This is a genomic window from Coleofasciculus sp. E2-BRE-01 (assembly GCF_040221695.1).
Lineage (GTDB): Bacteria > Cyanobacteriota > Cyanobacteriia > Cyanobacteriales > Coleofasciculaceae > Coleofasciculus.
This window is the reverse complement of the sequence record NZ_JAVKEA010000212.1, coordinates 1-17,050: the sequence shown is the minus strand read 5'-3', so window position 1 is coordinate 17,050 and position 17,050 is coordinate 1. Positions and strand designations below refer to the sequence as shown.

The following is a 17,050-nucleotide window of genomic DNA, read 5'->3' as shown; positions in this document are numbered from 1 at the left end:
CCAATGACCAATGACCAATGATGAATGACCAATGACCAATGACCAATGACCAATGACCAATTCTTAACTTGGCGTCAGTGAAAGTTCAGGATGCTTGGTGATTATTTGATTAATCGGAATAGCGATAATGAACTCTGATCCGACACCGGGTTGAGACCGACAAGTTAACTGACCCCCATGGTTTTCTACAATAATTTGATAGCTAATCGATAGACCCAATCCGGTTCCTTTACCCAGGGGTTTGGTGGTATAAAATGGATCAAAAAGTTTTTGGCAGACGTCTGGACTCATCCCTGGACCATTATCGGCAATCCGAATTACAGCATGAGGTATTTTTTGGCAATAACTTGCTCCAGGTTTCTCAATACTAATATCCTGCACCTCAGTGCTAAGTTTAATTTGATGAGGAGTCTTTCTACCTGAAGATTCCAATACATCTACAGCATTAGTGAGTAAATTCATAAACACTTGATTGATTTGCCCTGCATAACAATCGACTGGGGGTAATTTGCCATAGTCTTGAATCACCGTAATTTCGGGATGCTCAACGCTAGGTTTCAGGCGATGTTGCAAAATCAAAAGAGTACTTTCAAGTCCTTCATGAAGATCGGCGGACTTCATTTCAGTTTGGTCAGCCTTGAGAAATTTTTGTAGAGACAAAACCACCTGCCGAATCCGGTTAGCTCCGACTTTCATTGAATTCAGTAGTTTTGGCATATCTGCCATCAAGAAATCTAGATCAATGTCTGTGATTCGTTTCTGAATATCGGCTACGGGTTGGGGATAGTGAATGCCATAGAGTTCGACTAACTGCATTAAATCGCGCAGATAACAGATGGCGTAATCGATATTGCCGTAAATAAAACTGACAGGATTATTGATTTCATGAGCAACCCCGGCAACCACTTGCCCCAAACTGGACATTTTTTCTGTGTGAATCAGTTTGGTTTGAGCTTGTTGCAGCTTCTGTAATAAATCAGTGACGTAGTGAGTTTCTTCTGCCAACGCCACTTCTGTTTGCTGGTGCAGAGCGATCTCTTTTTTCAGCCGCTCATTGATTTGCAACAGTTCAGCCGTTCGTTTAGCGACTCGTTTTTCTAACTCATCATTCGTTCGTTCTAGGGTTTCCTGAGCCAATTGGCGTTCGGTAATATCTCGTGTTACCCTAGCAAAACCCCGTAATTGTCCGTCTTCTCCCCGTAAGGCAGTAATCACAACATTCGCAAAGAAGGTGGAGCCATCTTTACGCACTCGCCACCCTTCCTCTTCCACACGACCTTGCTGTGCAGCTATGTTTAAGCACTTGTCCGGTTGTCCCTGGGCGATATCCTCAGGGGTATAAAAACAACGGACATGTTGACCGAGAATTTCTGCGGCGCGATATTGTTTAATTCGTTCGGCACCCGGATTCCAGCTTACAATCTTACCCTCTGGATCGAGCATAATAATGGCGTAGTCTTTGACGCCATCGACTAATAAACGAAACCGTTCTTCGCTTTCCCGGTGTGCGGCTTCAGCTTCCCGGCGTTGGGTGTTATCACGAGCAACCGCATAAATTTGGTTCTGCGTGTGACATAAGGTGATGTTCCATAACAGCCACTTATAGGAGCCATCTTTGCAGCGGTAGCGATTTTCAAAGGAGACAATTTCCTCACAGTCCCTCAGCTTTTGCAGTTGCTTCAAGGTCATCTGCTGATCCTCTGGATGCACCCATTCAATCCAGGGGCGGGCTTTTAATTCTTGGCTACTATATCCCAGGATTCGCTCACACATCGGGTTAACTTGCTGCCAATAGCCATCAGGACTGGCAATGAAAAACAAATCAAGGGTCAGGGTTAAAAATTTGTCTTGATTGCTACAAAACTCATGATGCTTTTGTGTTGTATCTCCCTGAGACTTAGGGATAGGGGGTTCTGCCGTTTGGATGATCATCGATTACTTACCTGATTGATGAGACTCAATTGCGCGAGTGAGAGAAACTCAAAATGATACTACAGGTCTCTCAAATACCTAAACCGACTTAGCTGAGTCGCTATGTTATCTAGAAAAGCCGAATAACAGCTAGACCTCTGAAGTCTATCTATTTTTCGTCAAACGCTGTTGTGGTCAGGCAAGCAGATACACCCTTGAGTATGATAAAGCCTTTCGATCGTTATTGCTAGTTTATTCTCTAATATATATTCTCTAAATATAAAGGATAAAGGACAAAGGACAAATCAAAACTTAGACAATTAGCCAGGGAAGCCAGAGGGCTAAACTCAGCAAGCTGAGAAATAGAATCGGTAAAGTCAGAATCAGGCTAAGACGAATATAGTAAAACCAATGCAGGCGCAAACCTTTACGTGCTAAAACCTTGAACCAAATCAATGTTGATAAACTACCCAGAGGAGTAATTTTTGCTCCCAGGGTACATCCAATCACATTAGCGTACTCCATCATTTCCCGAATCGCTGGCTCAGTGGTTGTGTCGGAAATGGCTACGGCATTCAGCAACACAGTGGGTAAATTTTGAAATAAGTTTGACAGCCCAGTAGCCAGAAAACCTGTGCCGATGGCTGTCAGGGTTAACCCCCAACTGGAGAGGGCGTCTAGCTGATGGGTGATGACATGACTCATGCCAACTTGACCTAAACCGAGGACGACACCATACATCAGGACGCTAAACCCGATCAATTGCCAGGGAATTTCCTGCCAAACTTTGCCCACAGAAATAATCGGTGTGGTATTTGGGAGAAACCCGCGTCTCGCCAATCCTAGCAGAATCAACGCCGCGATCGCAGGCACGATCCAAGTCGGCAGAGCATGGTCTTGGGCAATCCAGTATGCCAGAGGTAGACTGGCTAAAATAAACATGCCCCATTGACAAACCAACGGATCACGAATGGCTTGGCGTGGTAGCGGCAGGTGAGTAATTTTATATCTGGCTGGAATGTCCCGATGGAAGTAGAACCAGAAGCTGGCTAAACTGGTTGCGATCGCGACGAATGTCACCGGGGTCATCACCAGACTATAGCGAAACCCGGAAATTCCGCCATAGTTTACCGCAAGCAGATTGACCGGATTGCTCACAGGGAACAATAAGCTAGCCGCTTCAGTGATAAAACTAACCGTAAAGACAACGGCGAACACGGTTTTAGCCCTGAGGCGTAGTAAACAAAGGATCTCCATCACCGGAGAAATCCAGATTAATGCCATACCCACATTGGTTAAAACAATTGTTCCCAATGCTCCCAAAAGTCCGCACAAAAGGAAAAGCAGACGCCCTTGACCTATCCCCAAAACTGTTAATTGTAGCGCTAACCCTCGCCAAAACCCGGCTTCATCCAGAATCCGGCACAAAATGAGTAGGGCAATCAATGTGAGTATAGTATTGCCAACGGTTGCACTAACTCTAAGTTCGTCCATTAAGGACACATCGCTAACCAGAGTAAAAATCCCCCCTGTCAATGCACCCAATCCGATGCCCAATCCTCGCAGTTGCCAGATAATCAGGATAAGCGTGAACAGAAAAATCAATAGTGCCACAGAAAGAAGCCTGTTTAATCACTGATGACCCTTTAGCACTAATTATTCTATGGTTTGTCGCCCTAATCCTGCCTTAATGTATATCCGTGATGCCACTGAGGTAGATTTGCCCGCGATCGTGGAAATTTACAATTCGGCTGTTCCCAGTCGCATTGCCACCGCCGATCTAGAACCTATCTCAGTTGAAAGTCGTATCAGTTGGTATCAAGAACATACACCAAACAGCCACCCTCTTTGGGTCATGGACTGCCATGAACGATCCAATTCTACAGGTCAAATTGCTGGTTGGCTCAGTTTTCAGGCTTTCTTAGTCCGCCCAGCCTACCATGCAACGGCTGAACTTAGCGTTTACGTGTCTCCCGATTTTCGGCGTCAAGGAATAGGACAACAACTGCTGCAACGCGCCATCAAACAGAGTCCTAAGTTAGGACTCAATACCTTAGTTGCCTTAATCTTTGCTCACAACCAACCCAGCCTACACCTCTTTCAAAAATATGGCTTCCAACGTTGGGGGTATTTACCTCAAATAGCGGATATGGGTCACATTGAGCGTGATTTGGTAATTATGGGACGTCGAGTGTGTTGATTTGTCATTTGTCTTATGTCATTTGTCTTATGTCATTTGTCTTATGTCATTTGTTAGGGAACAGGGAACAGGGAACAGGGAATAGGGTAATGGGCTATAGAAATTTTGTTTCCCAGCTTCCCCAGCTCCCCCAGCTCCCCCAGCTCCCCCAGCTCCCCCATCTTCCCCAGCTCCCCCAGCTCCCCCAGCTCCCCCATCACCCCATCACCCCATCACCCCTGTTCCCTTGAATCACCTTCTCGACTAAATCAGGATGACGAATTCTGACCCAATCCGGAAACGCTAGATAAGGATCATCCGTTAGCTGGCGTTGTAAAAGCTCAATGATATCATCAACTTCATTGACCAAATCAAAGACAAAAATATTAAATTTCATCGTCTGATTGACATTGAAGTCTAGCGCCAGGAAATGTTCAATATCAATATCTTTACCTAATCCCAAAACAAAAAACTTGATATCTTTATGATTTCCAATTTTGCTACATGCTGAAGCAATACATTGAATAAATTGCTCTTCGTCATCAAATTGACCATCAGTATAAATAATAAAAAAGGCTCCTTTACCATTAGGTTTGCCTTCAGTTAACCAAGTCTTAACACAATGGTTTAAAGTCGGAGCAACAAATGTTTTGGTTTTGGGTTTATTTTTGACAAACAGCTTCCAAACTTGAGAGGCATCGTTAATCAAAATAGGTTTGGGTTTAACCCTTTCCCTGCTGAAGAAGTAAACAGAGACCCGATTTTCAGCCGGATAGCCCTGCTTCATGGCAATTTTTTCATCCGCTTTATTCCCGGATTCAGAACCAACTGACAAAATGGCGGCAATATGTCCTTCAACAACTTCTGCTAGATATTCATACCGAGTTTGATTTCCGGTATCTTCATCCTTTCTCACCATAGAACCACTTTGATCAATCAGGATAAAGATATCGCGGTTGCTCAATAGAGAATCGGACACATCTTTAACCGTTAATCTCACTTCACTTGTCACGCGAATTTCTGTATCTTCGCGTTTCACTATCTTGTGATTATTATCATCTACAACTTCAGATGACCTTTGGTGAGTCACACTCAAAGTTTGCCGGGTTACAAGTTCAGGTTGATATTTAGCGAACAGCGCAATTAACTCTCCTCGTTTAGAACGTCGTTCATCAGGAAACTCATTTCTCAGCCTAAAAGCTGAACAGATATTCTCAACGTGTTTTCTCACCGTTGATGTTTCAATATGTAACGATTGAGCGATATCCTGATCCGAAACGCCAGCCAAGAGCAATTTCAGCACTTGTCTGCGTCGTGGTGTCAATCCCTCAAAGGCTTCGGTAAACTGCCAACGGTTCATCTTTCCTCCTCGTGGAGACTCCCGCTATAAACGAGGCGGATATATCGAAGCGAAGCGAGTACCGCCAAAGTTTTAGCGGCGGGAGGAAACGAGGAAAAATTTATGGGGTTCAATAGCCCTAAATTTTTCAAATCACTGTGCATAGGAATACCCATCCTTTTTGTGAAGTGGCAAGCAGTATTTATGACTGATTCCTTGAACTAGTCCATCTGTTGTGGAAATATTGAAACTTCCAGTGGCACGAGTGGCTACCCGCCCAACGTAAGTTCCAATTTTTTTGCCAGACGTGACAACAGCTTTAACGATGTCACCCGTCTGAAAACCTTTGTGAAATTTTGTTCTCTTGCAATAACGACTAGGAAACCCGAACTTGTCAGTACGGCACTGCTGACGGGTTCCGTGACCTTTAGCAGCAATCAATAGAGGTTTAGCTTCTGATGTGATTAACTGCTCTGGGGTTGAAGCTCCAACACAGGCAGCGTCCCAGTAATGAGTTTTGTCTAAACCTCGGATGGTTCGGTTGTACTTGGTGCGACCACCCGTGCCAACTTCGACAGGTAAACCCGTTTTTTTGAGGTTTTCGTACAGATTCCATCGGGTTGCGTTGACTGCTGCTGTGTCAACCAAAGGTCTTTTAGCTTGAGACAGGATGCATTTGAGCAGGTCAGGTTTACCCTTGAGGAAATCCTTAATATCCTGGTTGCCCTTTTTCCGATTACAAGAGGTACAGGCTAGGCACAAGTTACTGATTCGGTTGGAACCCCCTTTTGAGCGGGCATTCATATGCTCAATCTCAAGAGGCGTGTCTTTTGCGCCACAGTAGGCACAGGTTCTGTTCCACTTTTCGAGCAAAAACTCACGGATTTCGTAACCGAAGAGTGTGCCTTGTTGATAGCCTATTCCGCTAATTTCAGCGTCTTCCATCTGCTGAGTGTCAAACCTGACCAATTCTTGAGATATGGCAGTAATTTGACATAGGGATGATAGGCGATTAACCCAAGTCAAGATGTTGGCGACTCGACTGTTTAACGATGGTGGTAACCATCCTTCAGGGCGAGTACGGTTCAGAAAACGTGGCTTGCGGTAACGAGTTTTGCGGTTACGGCGTGAGCGTCTTAACTGGCGGCGTGACGTTAAAGCATCCCGAATTTGAAACCCTCGGTGTTGTAACTGGGCAGCCCAAACAACCTCACCAGTACTGTCGTTGACTAATGCTAGTCCTGTAGTTTTCGCGCCTGGGTCGATTTTGACTCGAAGCGATTCTACTTTTGGGTTGACCACCTCCTTCTTCAGTATCACGGTGAAAGGGTAGCGCCGAAATACAGCAGCTTTCCCTTGAGATAACAGCATTCTTGCCCTACCTGAATGGATGGGGTTGAGAGGCTGCTTGTTGGTGTCTAAAACGAAAACTTTACTCACGAGTGAGTCTCCTTGCGGGTAATGTTAGCCTTGGCAATGTTACGAAAGCTTGTTGAGTCTACGACACTGACTTCAACCCGATATGTCTGTTTAATCGCAAACGATAGAGCTAAAAACTGGCTACGCATTCTTAGGTATCTTGACTTTCGTAACGTAGTGAATTAACACGCTTGCCTGGTAAACTCTGGGCTTCTTTAAAAGCCCCCGCTAGAGTCGGTACTCCGACTTAGCGGCGGGTAGTTTACTTTGATGAATTCTGGATCAGTTTCCCAGTGTCTGAGTCTGCCAGGAAGAAAAAATCTGAGTGTATCCTGTTGGTTGGCAAAAGTAGGCGAATTTTGATTCTTCAGACGTTAAATTAGCATAACATAGCACAAAAAGAGTTATTTTGAGGCATAATCGCCACAATTTTTGTAATTCTTTGAGAAAATACTAAATTTTTCACCAAAAATCCCTTTTATGCGCTTTAATTGCATTTAAGCCAGTAATTGTCTGGCAAGCCTAACCCATTAGGATACCAAATAAGGTGTGACTATGACCGTTAAATACCTTACTACATTTGCCATCGCTTCACTTTTGAGTCTGGGATTAGCCACAGGTTGTAGCGCTCCCCCAGAAACGGATGATAGTACGACTATCGAGGAAACTGAGCCAGCTAACCCTGATAATGCAGCGACTGAAGATGCCGCTCCTGCTGCAACCGATAAGGCAGTCGAAGAGAAGGGAGACATGGATAAAGCGGCTGAAGATAAAGACATGTCTGACAAGGCAGACATGGAAAAGGCGACTGAAGATAAAGAAATGTCTGACGAGACGACTGAACCTCAGGCTGAGGATGACTCGACTTCTGAGACTACTCCTTAAGCGTCAGCTACCTAACCTCGTCTCAACGTAAACAATTTTTATCCGTAGGGGCGCACTGACGTGCGCCCTTTGTTGTATAGCACTACGGCAATACGTTAGGACTTTTCTCTGTTGCCTATTGCCTATTGCCTATTGCCTTTTCACCCAATTTTATTGTCCTAACCTCAATGCGTAGTGCTATATGCGGTGTCTATATTTCAGACTCATCAGCAAACGTCGGCAGCACCAGTTTCCTGAGAATGATGTAAACTTTTGTTAAGACACGATCAGAGGAACTTAATATGACCACCCAACTCGGCTTTGGCAAAGTCCAACCCAAACAGCAGAAAGCCAAGAAAAACAAAGTCAAACGGGCATCCGCTTCCCGCAAGTATGATGAAATGCAAAAGTCGGGATTACCGGAATTCAATATCTATGTCCGGATTAAGGGAGAGAAAAACTGGTTACCGGCTGGCTCAATGGCAGTGAATCGCAGCAGTCAAATCAACCAGGCGTTATTTCAGCAAGAAGAGGAGTTACTCAAAGGAATATTTCGGCTATTCCCCAAACTGCGGAAGCGCCAAAGCGAGTTGGAATATGGTTATCGACTCAAAGAGTTTAAAGACGAACCTATCGTTGTGGCAACTCGTCCCCAAGCAACACCAGGGAATTTGATTCAATCCACTGTCAGCCAAGTTAAAGAACGTTTCTCATCAGTATTCCAGCGTAAGTAGGGTTGGCTGAATAAGTCTTGTGTTGAGGGGGAGCTGGGGGAGCTGAGGGAGCTGAGGAAGCTGGGGGAGCTGGGGGAGCTGGGGGAGCTGGGGTACTGATGCGTGTGTAGGGGCGGGTTTCACAACTATCGTTTCTGACTTCACCCAGATTTAGCTAAATCCGCCCCGGCTCAGTTGCCACGCATTTAAGGAAAGCTTGTAGTGAGGGAACCTTAGCCCCCTCCATCTATGCGTTAGAACACTAAAGTGCTTACTGCAAATCCCTATTTTAGCTGGATCACGCATAAACTCAATCCTTGCCTTGTACCACTCAAATTAATCTTCACGATGATAAGGATCACTGACGTCAAAAAATATTCTTGCTAATTATTTAATTTTCGCGCCTCACCGCTTCCCCAGGGAAGCTTCAGGCGTTAGTTTGATACAAGTTAGCGGCAATAGCGGCTTGCCTTGTATCACCATTACATGCTGTTTCAGTCTGATTTTGTAACCCGATACGACTCATGATTGCCAATCCAACTGTGACTGAGAATCCATTACACCGTGGCAAGGGACTCCCCCCTTTTGACCAAATTGAGCCAAACCATATTGTGCCTGCGATAACGCAGCTATTAGCTGAACTCGAGCAGGAATTAGCCGCCCTAGAGGAAAAGGTAGTACCAACCTGGGACGGTTTAGTGGAACCCCTAGAAGCATTGACAGAACGCCTCAGGTGGAGTTGGAGCATCGTGAGTCATTTGATGGGGGTGAAAAATAGCCCGGAACTGCGTGAGGCTTACGAAACGGTTCAACCCAAAGTCGTTCAATTCATCAACAGGCTTAACCAAAGTCAACCCTTATACAAAGCCTTTAAAGCCTTACAGGATGGGGATGAATGGCGTAGCTTAGAGCCAGCCCAAAAACGCATCGTAGAAGCCGCCATTCGAGATGCTGAACTGTCGGGTGTTGGACTTGAAGGAGAAGTGCGGGAACGCTTCAATCAAATCCAGATGGAGTTGGCAGAACTATCCACAAAGTTCTCCAACCATGTCCTAGATGCGACCAAGGCATTTAGCATGACCCTAACCCGTCCAGACGAAGTAGAAGGTTTACCTCCTAGCTTAAAGAGTTTAGCCGCTCAAGCCGCCCGTGCTGCTGGGGAAGAAAAGGCGACTCCGGAAGCAGGTCCCTGGCGGATCACTCTGGACTATCCCAGTTATGTTCCGTTCATGCAACACAGTACCCGTCGGGATTTGCGGGAGAAACTCTATAAAGCCTTTGTCAGCCGCGCCTCTTCTGGGGAGTTGGATAACAGTCCCCTGATTGAGCGGATTTTAGAACGGCGTCAAGAAAAATCAGAGCTGCTAGGGTTTAGCAGTTATGCTGAATTAAGCCTTGCCAGCAAAATGGCACCGAATGTTGAGGCGGTGGAGGGATTACTGGAAGAACTGCGTGGTGCTAGCTACGATGCGGCGGTTAAGGATTTAGAGGCGTTGAAAGAATTTGCGGCGGCTAAAGGTGTCCCCGAAGCCAATGAGTTGAAACACTGGGATATCAGTTTTTGGTCAGAACGTCAACGGGAAGAAAGGTTTGCCTTCAGTGCTGAGGAATTGCGTCCTTATTTTCCGTTACCTCAAGTGCTGGATGGTTTGTTTGGCTTAATCAAGCGACTGTTTGGGGTAACCATTACGCCTGCGGATGGACAAGCCCCGGTTTGGCATGAAGATGTCCGCTATTTCCAAGTTACTGATGAAACAGGAAGTGCGATCGCGTTCTTCTATTTAGATCCCTACAGCCGTCCCGCAGAGAAGCGTGGGGGCGCTTGGATGGATGATTGCGTGGGGCGTGCCAAACTCACGGAAGCCGGGACAATGACGACGCGCCTACCTGTTGCCTATTTAGTTTGCAACCAAACGCCACCGATTGATGGTAAACCCAGTTTAATGACCTTTGGTGAAGTCGAAACCCTATTCCACGAGTTTGGTCACGGGTTGCAACACATGCTCACCAGAGTGGATTATGCTGGGGCAGCCGGAATTAATAATGTGGAATGGGATGCGGTGGAACTGCCCAGTCAATTTATGGAAAACTGGTGTTACGATCGCCCCACGCTGATGGGCATGGCGAAGCACTACGAAACGGGAGAATCCCTGCCAGAACATTATTATCAGAAACTTTTGGCAGCCCGGACTTACATGAGTGGTAGTGCCATGTTACGGCAATTGCACTTTAGTTTAGTGGATATCGAACTGCACCACCGCTATCAGCCTGGTGGGGAAGAAAGTCCCAGCGATGTCCGTCACCGGATTGCCAAAACCACCACCGTGTTACAACCCTTACCAGAAGATTCCTTCCTCTGTGCCTTTTCCCATATCTTTGCGGGTGGCTATGCGGCTGGGTATTACAGTTACAAATGGGCAGAAGTCTTGAGTGCCGATGCTTTTGCTGCCTTTGAGGAAGTCGGTTTAGAGAATGAAACGGCTGTGGCGGATACAGGAAAGCGGTATCGGGATACGGTACTGGCATTAGGCGGTGGTGTGCCGCCGATGGAGGTATTCAAGCAATTCCGGGGACGGGAACCGAGTACGGAACCGTTACTGCGTCATAGTGGATTAGTGGCGGCGTCTTGACGGAATTGAGTCTGGTGCGATCGCGAAATTACCCTGTAGGGGCGACCCGCTGGCATTAATCAAAAACTCCATTCCATTCAATTGGATCGGGTCGCCCTCTTATTTAGGGTCTGCTGAATAAGTCTTGTGGTGGGGAGAGGGAAAGCGCGTAGCGCTATATGTGGGGACGCAAGGCTTGTGCTTCTAAATTTTGGTGTACCTAATCATTAACAAAATTAGCAATAACTGGGAAATGATCAGAGGGAAAAATTCCTTGCCATTTCCTATTATCAACCGTCACAGTTTCTCGTCTCAGGCGACTATCGTAATAAATCGTATCAACAGCCGCAAACGCCTCACCTGTAAACCCATGAATACTCTGCTGTTTTTCCAATTCAACACCCGCCAAGGCATCATGGAGAGTCATAGAATTCGCTGATGAATCAGATAAGATTTCCCGTGGTAAGCTACTGGGTTCAGCATTAAAATCACCGGTTAGGAAGAGATAGGTCGTGTCAGGATTGCAGTGAATCATGCGATCGCGGATTAGTCTTGCCCCCAGTTCCCGTGCTTTGGCACTGGTATAATCCAGATGGGTATTAAAACAGGTAATCGTTTTAGACACCTGCGCTACACTAAAGACTGCCCAGGTTGCCATTCGCGGTGCAGGATTTCCCCACTCAGGACTGATACTCCCAGCAATATCAGGCGTATCGCTTAAGTAAAAATCGCCATTATCCAGGCATTTAAGACGGTCTTGGTTATAGAAAATCGCACAATGTTCTCCTGTCCCTGTTCCCGTGCGATCGCCCCCAATACTTTGATAATTCGGTAAACGGCGATGTAAGTCAAGTAGCTGGTGGGCTTTGCCTTCCTGGGTGCCAATGATATCTGGATGATACTCCTGAATCAGCGCCGCGATCGCATCACGCCGAATCCTCCAATCCTGGTTATCGGGATCTGGCTTATCGTAACGGATATTGAACGTTATGATTCTAATGTTCATAGGTGATTCGTCTTTTGTCATTTGTCATACTCAAGGAAGCGAGAAGCAAGCTACATAATTTGTTCCCTGTTCTCTATTCCCTATTACCTCTGTTCACAACTCAAATCGAGTCATTATATAACATTTAGTTAACTTATAGTTAAGGCAAGGTTAAGTGTTTGTTAATATAATGGAAAGTAAGAGATTATGAGACAGGAGGTAAGATATGGCAAAGTCCACATCATCCGATTCCGCACAGGTCAGTAAACAAAACTTTCTTTACCCTAGATGCCGCTATTACGGCAAGTTTACTCCAGAGGATCTAGCCTTTAATGCCAACTTGCAAGAGTTTGCCCAGAAAGTGTCCTATATTTCTGCCCTAGAAACTGGCGGTAAAATTTCCTCTGAACGAGCCTATGAGCAAGTACAGTCATTGTGGAAGCAGTTGAAATATAGTAAGGAATCCTTGGGCATTGGTCAAGCTAACCCCCCCAAAACCTAATAGATTTTTTATAAGACGGTCGTTTGAGAAAAACTGTGACACACAATGCTGCAATTTTAGTCATTGAAGATGAAGAAATTTTGCGGGACATTATCCTTAATGTCTTACAGGAAAAAGGGTATCAGGCAATTGGTACTGGGGATTCTGCCAGGGGCTTACTCTTAGCCAAAGAGTTAGTCCCTGATTTGATTTTGTGCGATATTCGGATGCCCAAGTTAGATGGGTATGAAGTTCTCAAAGCTTTACGTCAAGATTCAAAGACTAGGACTATACCCTTTATCTTTATTTCAGCAGAAAAAAGCCAAATTGTTAGGAACCGAGGGCAACAGTGTGGGGCAAATGGTTATCTTGCAAAACCTTTTACAACCGATGAACTTTTAACGGTAATCGCTAATCATATTAACTTTTATCAGTAAACGATAATTTTTTTATGTCTATATTTATTGCCGATAACACCGATTTATAATTACGAATCAGGGCGGGTTTTGTTATTGATTTATCGGTGACAAGTTAAGTTAGTGGCTAAACCCGCCCCTACAATGGATCAGGATCTACACTGCGTAGTAGTGCTGGCAAAATGTCTACCAGAAACAATGAACCGACGCAAGAAACGCTACTCGCTGAGATTTCTAATCCGGAATATTCGTCAATCGCTTTCAGTATTCCGCTATAGTGGACGCGCCTTGAAGTTAGTGTGGACAACCAGTCACAGACTAACCCTGGTGCTAGCAATTTTAACCGTTATCGCGGGATTATTACCTGCCGCGATCGCATACTTGGGCAAATTGATTGTAGATACCGTGGTATTGGCGTCTCAGTCAGGGTTAGCCGCCCATCGGTGGCTAGCGTTAGGCTATGTCGGATTAGAAGCGATCGCGGTTATGATACTGGCAGGAAGTCAGCGCGGTCAAACGGTTTGCCAGTCGCTATTGCGGGTATTATTAGCGCAACGGGTCAATGTGTTAATTCTAGAAAAAGCCTTAACCTTAGACTTACCCCACTTCGAGGATTCCGAATTTTACGACAAAATGACCCAGGCGCGGCGAGAAGCCTCCAGTCGCCCTCTGGCGCTAGTGACGCGAACGTTTGGACTGGTTCGGGATAGTTTGTCGCTACTCACTTTTGGCGGATTACTGCTGCAATTCTCAACCTGGGCGGTGGCGATATTAGTCATAGCTGCCATTCCTCCCTTTATCGCCGAAACGCGCTTTGCTGGCGTCGCCTTTCGCTTATTCCGGTGGCGTTCCCCAGAAACCCGCCAGCAGCATTACTTGGAAACCTTAATAGCTAGAGAAGATTACGCCAAGGAAATTCAGCTATACCAGCTTGGCGCAACCATGCTACAACGCTACAACGACACCTTCAGACGCCTTTACCGGGAAGATAGAGATTTGACCGTTCGTCGGGGATTTTGGGGTTACTTGTTAGGGTTGCTGAGTACGCTGACATTTTATGGGGCGTATGCTTGGATTGTCATCGAAACCATCTTTGGTCGGATTTCCTTGGGTGACATGACTATGTATTTAACCGTATTTCGCCAAGGACAATCTACCTTTTCCGCCATACTCACCTCTGTTGGCGGTATGTATGAAGATAACCTCTATATTTCCAACCTCTACGAATTTCTGGAACAAGAGGTTCCCCAATCTCAGGGGACAGCAACTCAGGGAATAAAACCGGGGGATGGGATTCGGTTTGAGACTGTGTTTTTTACCTATCCTGGAAGTCAAACCCCGGCACTAAACGGGATTGACTTACACCTGAAACCGGGAGAAAAGTTAGCCATTGTTGGCGAAAATGGGTCAGGAAAGACAACATTGATTAAACTATTAACTCGTCTCTATACGCCAGATTCGGGGCGCATTTTGTTAGATGGGGTAGATTTACAGGAATGGAAACTTGATACGCTACGCCGTCGGATTGGGGTAATATTCCAGAACTTTGTCCGCTATCAATTTACCGTAGGCGAGAATGTTGGCGTCGGGGATGTAGACTATTTGCAAGATAAAACCCGCTGGGAAAATGCAGCAGAGAAAGGCATGGCGAAGCCGTTTATTGAGTCAATGCCAGACGGATTTAGCACCCAGTTAGGGCGATGGTTTAAAGGGGGACAGGAACTCTCTGGAGGTCAATGGCAGAAAATAGCCCTATCTCGTGCGTTTATGCGAACAGGTGCAGATATTTTAGTCTTAGATGAACCCACAGCCGCCATGGATGCAGAAGCGGAGGTGCGAGTCTTTGACCACTTCCGCACGATTACCCAGAATCAAATGGTGGTGTTAATTTCTCATCGCTTCTCCACAGTACGCATGGCGGACAAAATTGTGGTGATGGCGGGGGGAGAAATAATTGAACAGGGAACTCATGAGGAATTAGTGGAACTTGGCGGACGTTATGCGCGGTTATTTGCGCTACAGGCGGCGGGATATCAATAGTTCATTTATCGGTAGGGAGGGCGGGCGCAAGTTGTGCATTGATTTGTGACGCATTCAATTTAATCCCTAAACCCGCCCCTACAAATGATTGATGACGAATAAATTTATATCATGTTCTGATGATTTTCTAGAATTACAAGGCTATAAAAATAAAGATTTAAATCATTTTTATTAAAAATATTTCAACCGAAATAATATAACCTATTGTAGGGGCGACCCGCTGCATAAATCAACAACCCCCATCCTCTCAATTTTATCGGGTCGCCCTTTACCAAATTGGGTTGGGTTGTCTTAACCTGAACCCGGACAGGTTTTATTGTTCATTTATCGGTGGGGAGGGCGGGCGCAAGTTGTTCATTGATTGGTGACGCATTCAATTTAGTCCCTAAACCCGCCCCTACAAATCATTGATGATGAATAAATTCATATCATGTTCTGATGATTTCCTAGAATCCCAAACCTATACAAATAAAGATTTAAATCATTTTTATTAAAAATATTTAACCCGAAATAATATAATCTATTGTAGGGGCGACCCGCTGCATAAATAAACAACACCCATCCTCTCAATTTTATCGGGTCGCCCTTTACCAAATTGGGTTGGGTTGTCTTCTCCTGAATCAGGACAGGTTTTATTGTTCATTTATCGGTAGGGAGGGCGGGCGCAAGTTGTGCATTGATTGGTGACGCATTCAATTTAGTCCCTAAACCCGCCCCTACAAATGATTGATGACAAATAAATTCATATCATGTTCTGATGATTTCCTAGAATCACAAGGCTATAAAAATAAAGATTTAAATCATTTTTATTAAAAATATTTAACCCGAAATAATATAACCGATTGTAGGGGCGACCCGCTGCATAAATCAATAACACCCATCCTCTCAATTTTATCGGGTCGCCCTTTACCAAATTGGGTCGGGTTGTCTTCTCCTGAATCAGGACAGGTTTCGTTGTTCATTTATCGGTGGGCAGGGCGGGCGCAAGTTGTTCATTTATTGGTGACACCTTCAATGTAGTCCCTAAACCCGCCCCTACAAATGATTGATGACGAATAAATGCATATCAGGTTCTGATGCTTGCCTAGAATCACAAACCTATAAAAATAAAGGTTCAAATCATTTCCATTAAGAAGATTTAACCCGAAATAATATAACCTATTGTAGGGGCGACCCGCTGCATACATCAACAACACCCGTCCTCTCAAATTTATCGGGTCGCCCTGTGTTTAAACCCAAGACGGGTTAATAGAACAGGTGCAAGATAGGAGAGAAACCTGTTTGTAGTCGTCGCTTTAGCGACGCACCCGTTTAATGATTTTGTGTGAACTGTTTTAACTTCTTCTGGGCGAACTCCCGCACCTTCTCATCGGCATCATTTTCTGCCCTATCGCGCAATAAGGTTAGCGTTTTGGGATGGTCAGGATACCGCTTGATGATAATTTTAAGTGCAGTTTGTCGAATGTTTTCTTCCCTGTATTTATCTGGTTGAAAGGGGTCATTAATAGTGCAATTGTACAATAATTCAAAGAGCCATGGATCTTCTTTCCATCCTTTGGCTAGTTCCTGTAGCGCCGCACGTCGCACAGAGCCATCATCATCAGATTGAATCAGTTGTTTAAGCAGAGGTAAAGTATCCGGGTTTTCTTTCCATCCTTTGGCTAATTCCTCTATCGCCGCACGTCGTACATACCCATCATCATCAAATTGAATTCGTTGTTTAAGCAGGGGTAAAGTATCCGGGTCTTCTTTCCATCCTTGAGCTAATTCCTGTAGTGCCGCACGTCGTACATACCCATCATCATCAGATTGAATTCGTTGTTTAAGCAGGGGTAAAGTATCCGGATCTTGTTTCCATCCTCTAGCTAATCCCTCTACCGTCGCACCTCGGACAAACCCATCATCATCAGATTGAATTCGTTGTTTAAGCAGGGGTAAAGTATCCGGGTCTTCTTTCCATCCTTGAGCTAATTCCTGTAGCGCCGCACATCGGATAACCCAATGATCATCAGATTGAATCAGTTGTTTGAGTAGGGGTAAAGTATCCGGATTTTGTTTCCATCCTTTCGCTAGTTCCTTTACTGCTGTACCTCG

General features: G+C 45.3%; 13 protein-coding genes. 7 read left to right on the top strand and 6 right to left on the bottom strand.

The window, feature by feature from the left end:
- Positions 1-63 precede the first annotated feature (63 nt).
- Both RIG66_RS28865 and RIG66_RS28860 read right to left on the bottom strand, forming a co-directional pair.
- Positions 64-1,932 carry a PAS domain-containing sensor histidine kinase gene (locus RIG66_RS28865; RefSeq protein ID WP_446382792.1) on the bottom strand — a complete coding sequence of 623 codons (1,869 nt, stop codon included), beginning with the start codon at positions 1,930-1,932 and terminating at the stop codon, positions 64-66.
- A 291-nt stretch (positions 1,933-2,223) separates the two neighbouring features.
- Positions 2,224-3,525 carry an ArsB/NhaD family transporter gene (locus RIG66_RS28860; RefSeq protein WP_446382790.1) on the bottom strand — a complete coding sequence of 434 codons (1,302 nt, stop codon included), beginning with the start codon at positions 3,523-3,525 and terminating at the stop codon, positions 2,224-2,226.
- 49 nt (positions 3,526-3,574) lie between these two features.
- On the opposite strand from RIG66_RS28860, the gene RIG66_RS28855 reads away from it, so the two are divergent.
- Complete coding sequence (locus RIG66_RS28855; protein WP_446382788.1) at positions 3,575-4,111, top strand: N-acetyltransferase family protein; 537 nt, start codon at positions 3,575-3,577, stop codon at positions 4,109-4,111.
- 196 nt (positions 4,112-4,307) lie between these two features.
- Here RIG66_RS28855 and RIG66_RS28850 read toward each other — a convergent pair whose 3' ends face one another.
- Both RIG66_RS28850 and iscB read right to left on the bottom strand, forming a co-directional pair.
- Entirely contained in the window at positions 4,308-5,450 is a 1,143-nt protein-coding gene (locus tag RIG66_RS28850) for a LuxR C-terminal-related transcriptional regulator (RefSeq protein WP_446382786.1), read from the bottom strand.
- 132 nt (positions 5,451-5,582) lie between these two features.
- Positions 5,583-6,869, bottom strand: a complete 1,287-nt coding sequence (iscB, locus tag RIG66_RS28845; protein WP_446382784.1) for an RNA-guided endonuclease IscB — start codon at positions 6,867-6,869, stop codon at positions 5,583-5,585.
- Between the two features lie 534 nt (positions 6,870-7,403).
- On the opposite strand from iscB, the gene RIG66_RS28840 reads away from it, so the two are divergent.
- The 3 genes from RIG66_RS28840 (at position 7,404) to RIG66_RS28830 (ending at position 11,055) form a co-directional block, all read left to right on the top strand.
- On the top strand, positions 7,404-7,733 hold the full coding sequence (locus tag RIG66_RS28840) for a hypothetical protein (protein ID WP_446382782.1): 330 nt from the start codon (positions 7,404-7,406) through the stop codon (positions 7,731-7,733).
- A gap of 281 nt (positions 7,734-8,014) precedes the next feature.
- Complete coding sequence (locus RIG66_RS28835; RefSeq protein WP_446382780.1) at positions 8,015-8,446, top strand: HHL1-like protein; 432 nt, start codon at positions 8,015-8,017, stop codon at positions 8,444-8,446.
- Positions 8,447-8,949: 503 nt separating this feature from the next.
- Positions 8,950-11,055, top strand: coding sequence for a M3 family metallopeptidase (locus RIG66_RS28830; protein ID WP_446382778.1), 2,106 nt, complete (start codon positions 8,950-8,952; stop codon positions 11,053-11,055).
- Between the two features lie 199 nt (positions 11,056-11,254).
- Here the strand turns inward: RIG66_RS28830 and RIG66_RS28825 are convergent, their stop codons facing one another.
- Entirely contained in the window at positions 11,255-12,040 is a 786-nt protein-coding gene (locus RIG66_RS28825; protein WP_446382776.1) for an endonuclease/exonuclease/phosphatase family protein, read from the bottom strand.
- A gap of 205 nt (positions 12,041-12,245) precedes the next feature.
- On the opposite strand from RIG66_RS28825, the gene RIG66_RS28820 reads away from it, so the two are divergent.
- From RIG66_RS28820 to RIG66_RS28810, 3 genes are all read left to right on the top strand, one after another.
- Complete coding sequence (locus tag RIG66_RS28820) at positions 12,246-12,521, top strand: DUF7219 family protein (protein ID WP_446382774.1); 276 nt, start codon at positions 12,246-12,248, stop codon at positions 12,519-12,521.
- 35 nt (positions 12,522-12,556) lie between these two features.
- The gene (locus tag RIG66_RS28815) at positions 12,557-12,937 is read left to right on the top strand and encodes a response regulator (protein WP_446382772.1); all 381 of its coding nucleotides are present in this window, start codon (positions 12,557-12,559) and stop codon (positions 12,935-12,937) included.
- A 177-nt stretch (positions 12,938-13,114) separates the two neighbouring features.
- A complete protein-coding gene (locus RIG66_RS28810; protein ID WP_446382824.1) occupies positions 13,115-14,956 on the top strand; it encodes an ABC transporter ATP-binding protein in 1,842 nt (613 codons plus the stop codon).
- Positions 14,957-16,267: 1,311 nt separating this feature from the next.
- Here RIG66_RS28810 and RIG66_RS28805 read toward each other — a convergent pair.
- Positions 16,268-17,050: HEAT repeat domain-containing protein (locus tag RIG66_RS28805; protein ID WP_446382770.1), on the bottom strand; the 783-nt coding region annotated here is incomplete at its 5' end.

Coding starts and splice junctions, on each gene's coding strand:
- RIG66_RS28830 (WP_446382778.1), top strand. CDS start 8,950: ATGATTGCCAATCCAACTGTGACTGAGAATCCATTACACCGTGGCAAG.
- RIG66_RS28865 (WP_446382792.1), bottom strand. CDS start 1,932: ATGATCATCCAAACGGCAGAACCCCCTATCCCTAAGTCTCAGGGAGAT.
- RIG66_RS28855 (WP_446382788.1), top strand. CDS start 3,575: ATGGTTTGTCGCCCTAATCCTGCCTTAATGTATATCCGTGATGCCACT.
- RIG66_RS28820 (WP_446382774.1), top strand. CDS start 12,246: ATGGCAAAGTCCACATCATCCGATTCCGCACAGGTCAGTAAACAAAAC.
- RIG66_RS28840 (WP_446382782.1), top strand. CDS start 7,404: ATGACCGTTAAATACCTTACTACATTTGCCATCGCTTCACTTTTGAGT.
- RIG66_RS28835 (WP_446382780.1), top strand. CDS start 8,015: ATGACCACCCAACTCGGCTTTGGCAAAGTCCAACCCAAACAGCAGAAA.
- RIG66_RS28810 (WP_446382824.1), top strand. CDS start 13,115: ATGAACCGACGCAAGAAACGCTACTCGCTGAGATTTCTAATCCGGAAT.
- RIG66_RS28825 (WP_446382776.1), bottom strand. CDS start 12,040: ATGAACATTAGAATCATAACGTTCAATATCCGTTACGATAAGCCAGAT.
- RIG66_RS28850 (WP_446382786.1), bottom strand. CDS start 5,450: ATGAACCGTTGGCAGTTTACCGAAGCCTTTGAGGGATTGACACCACGA.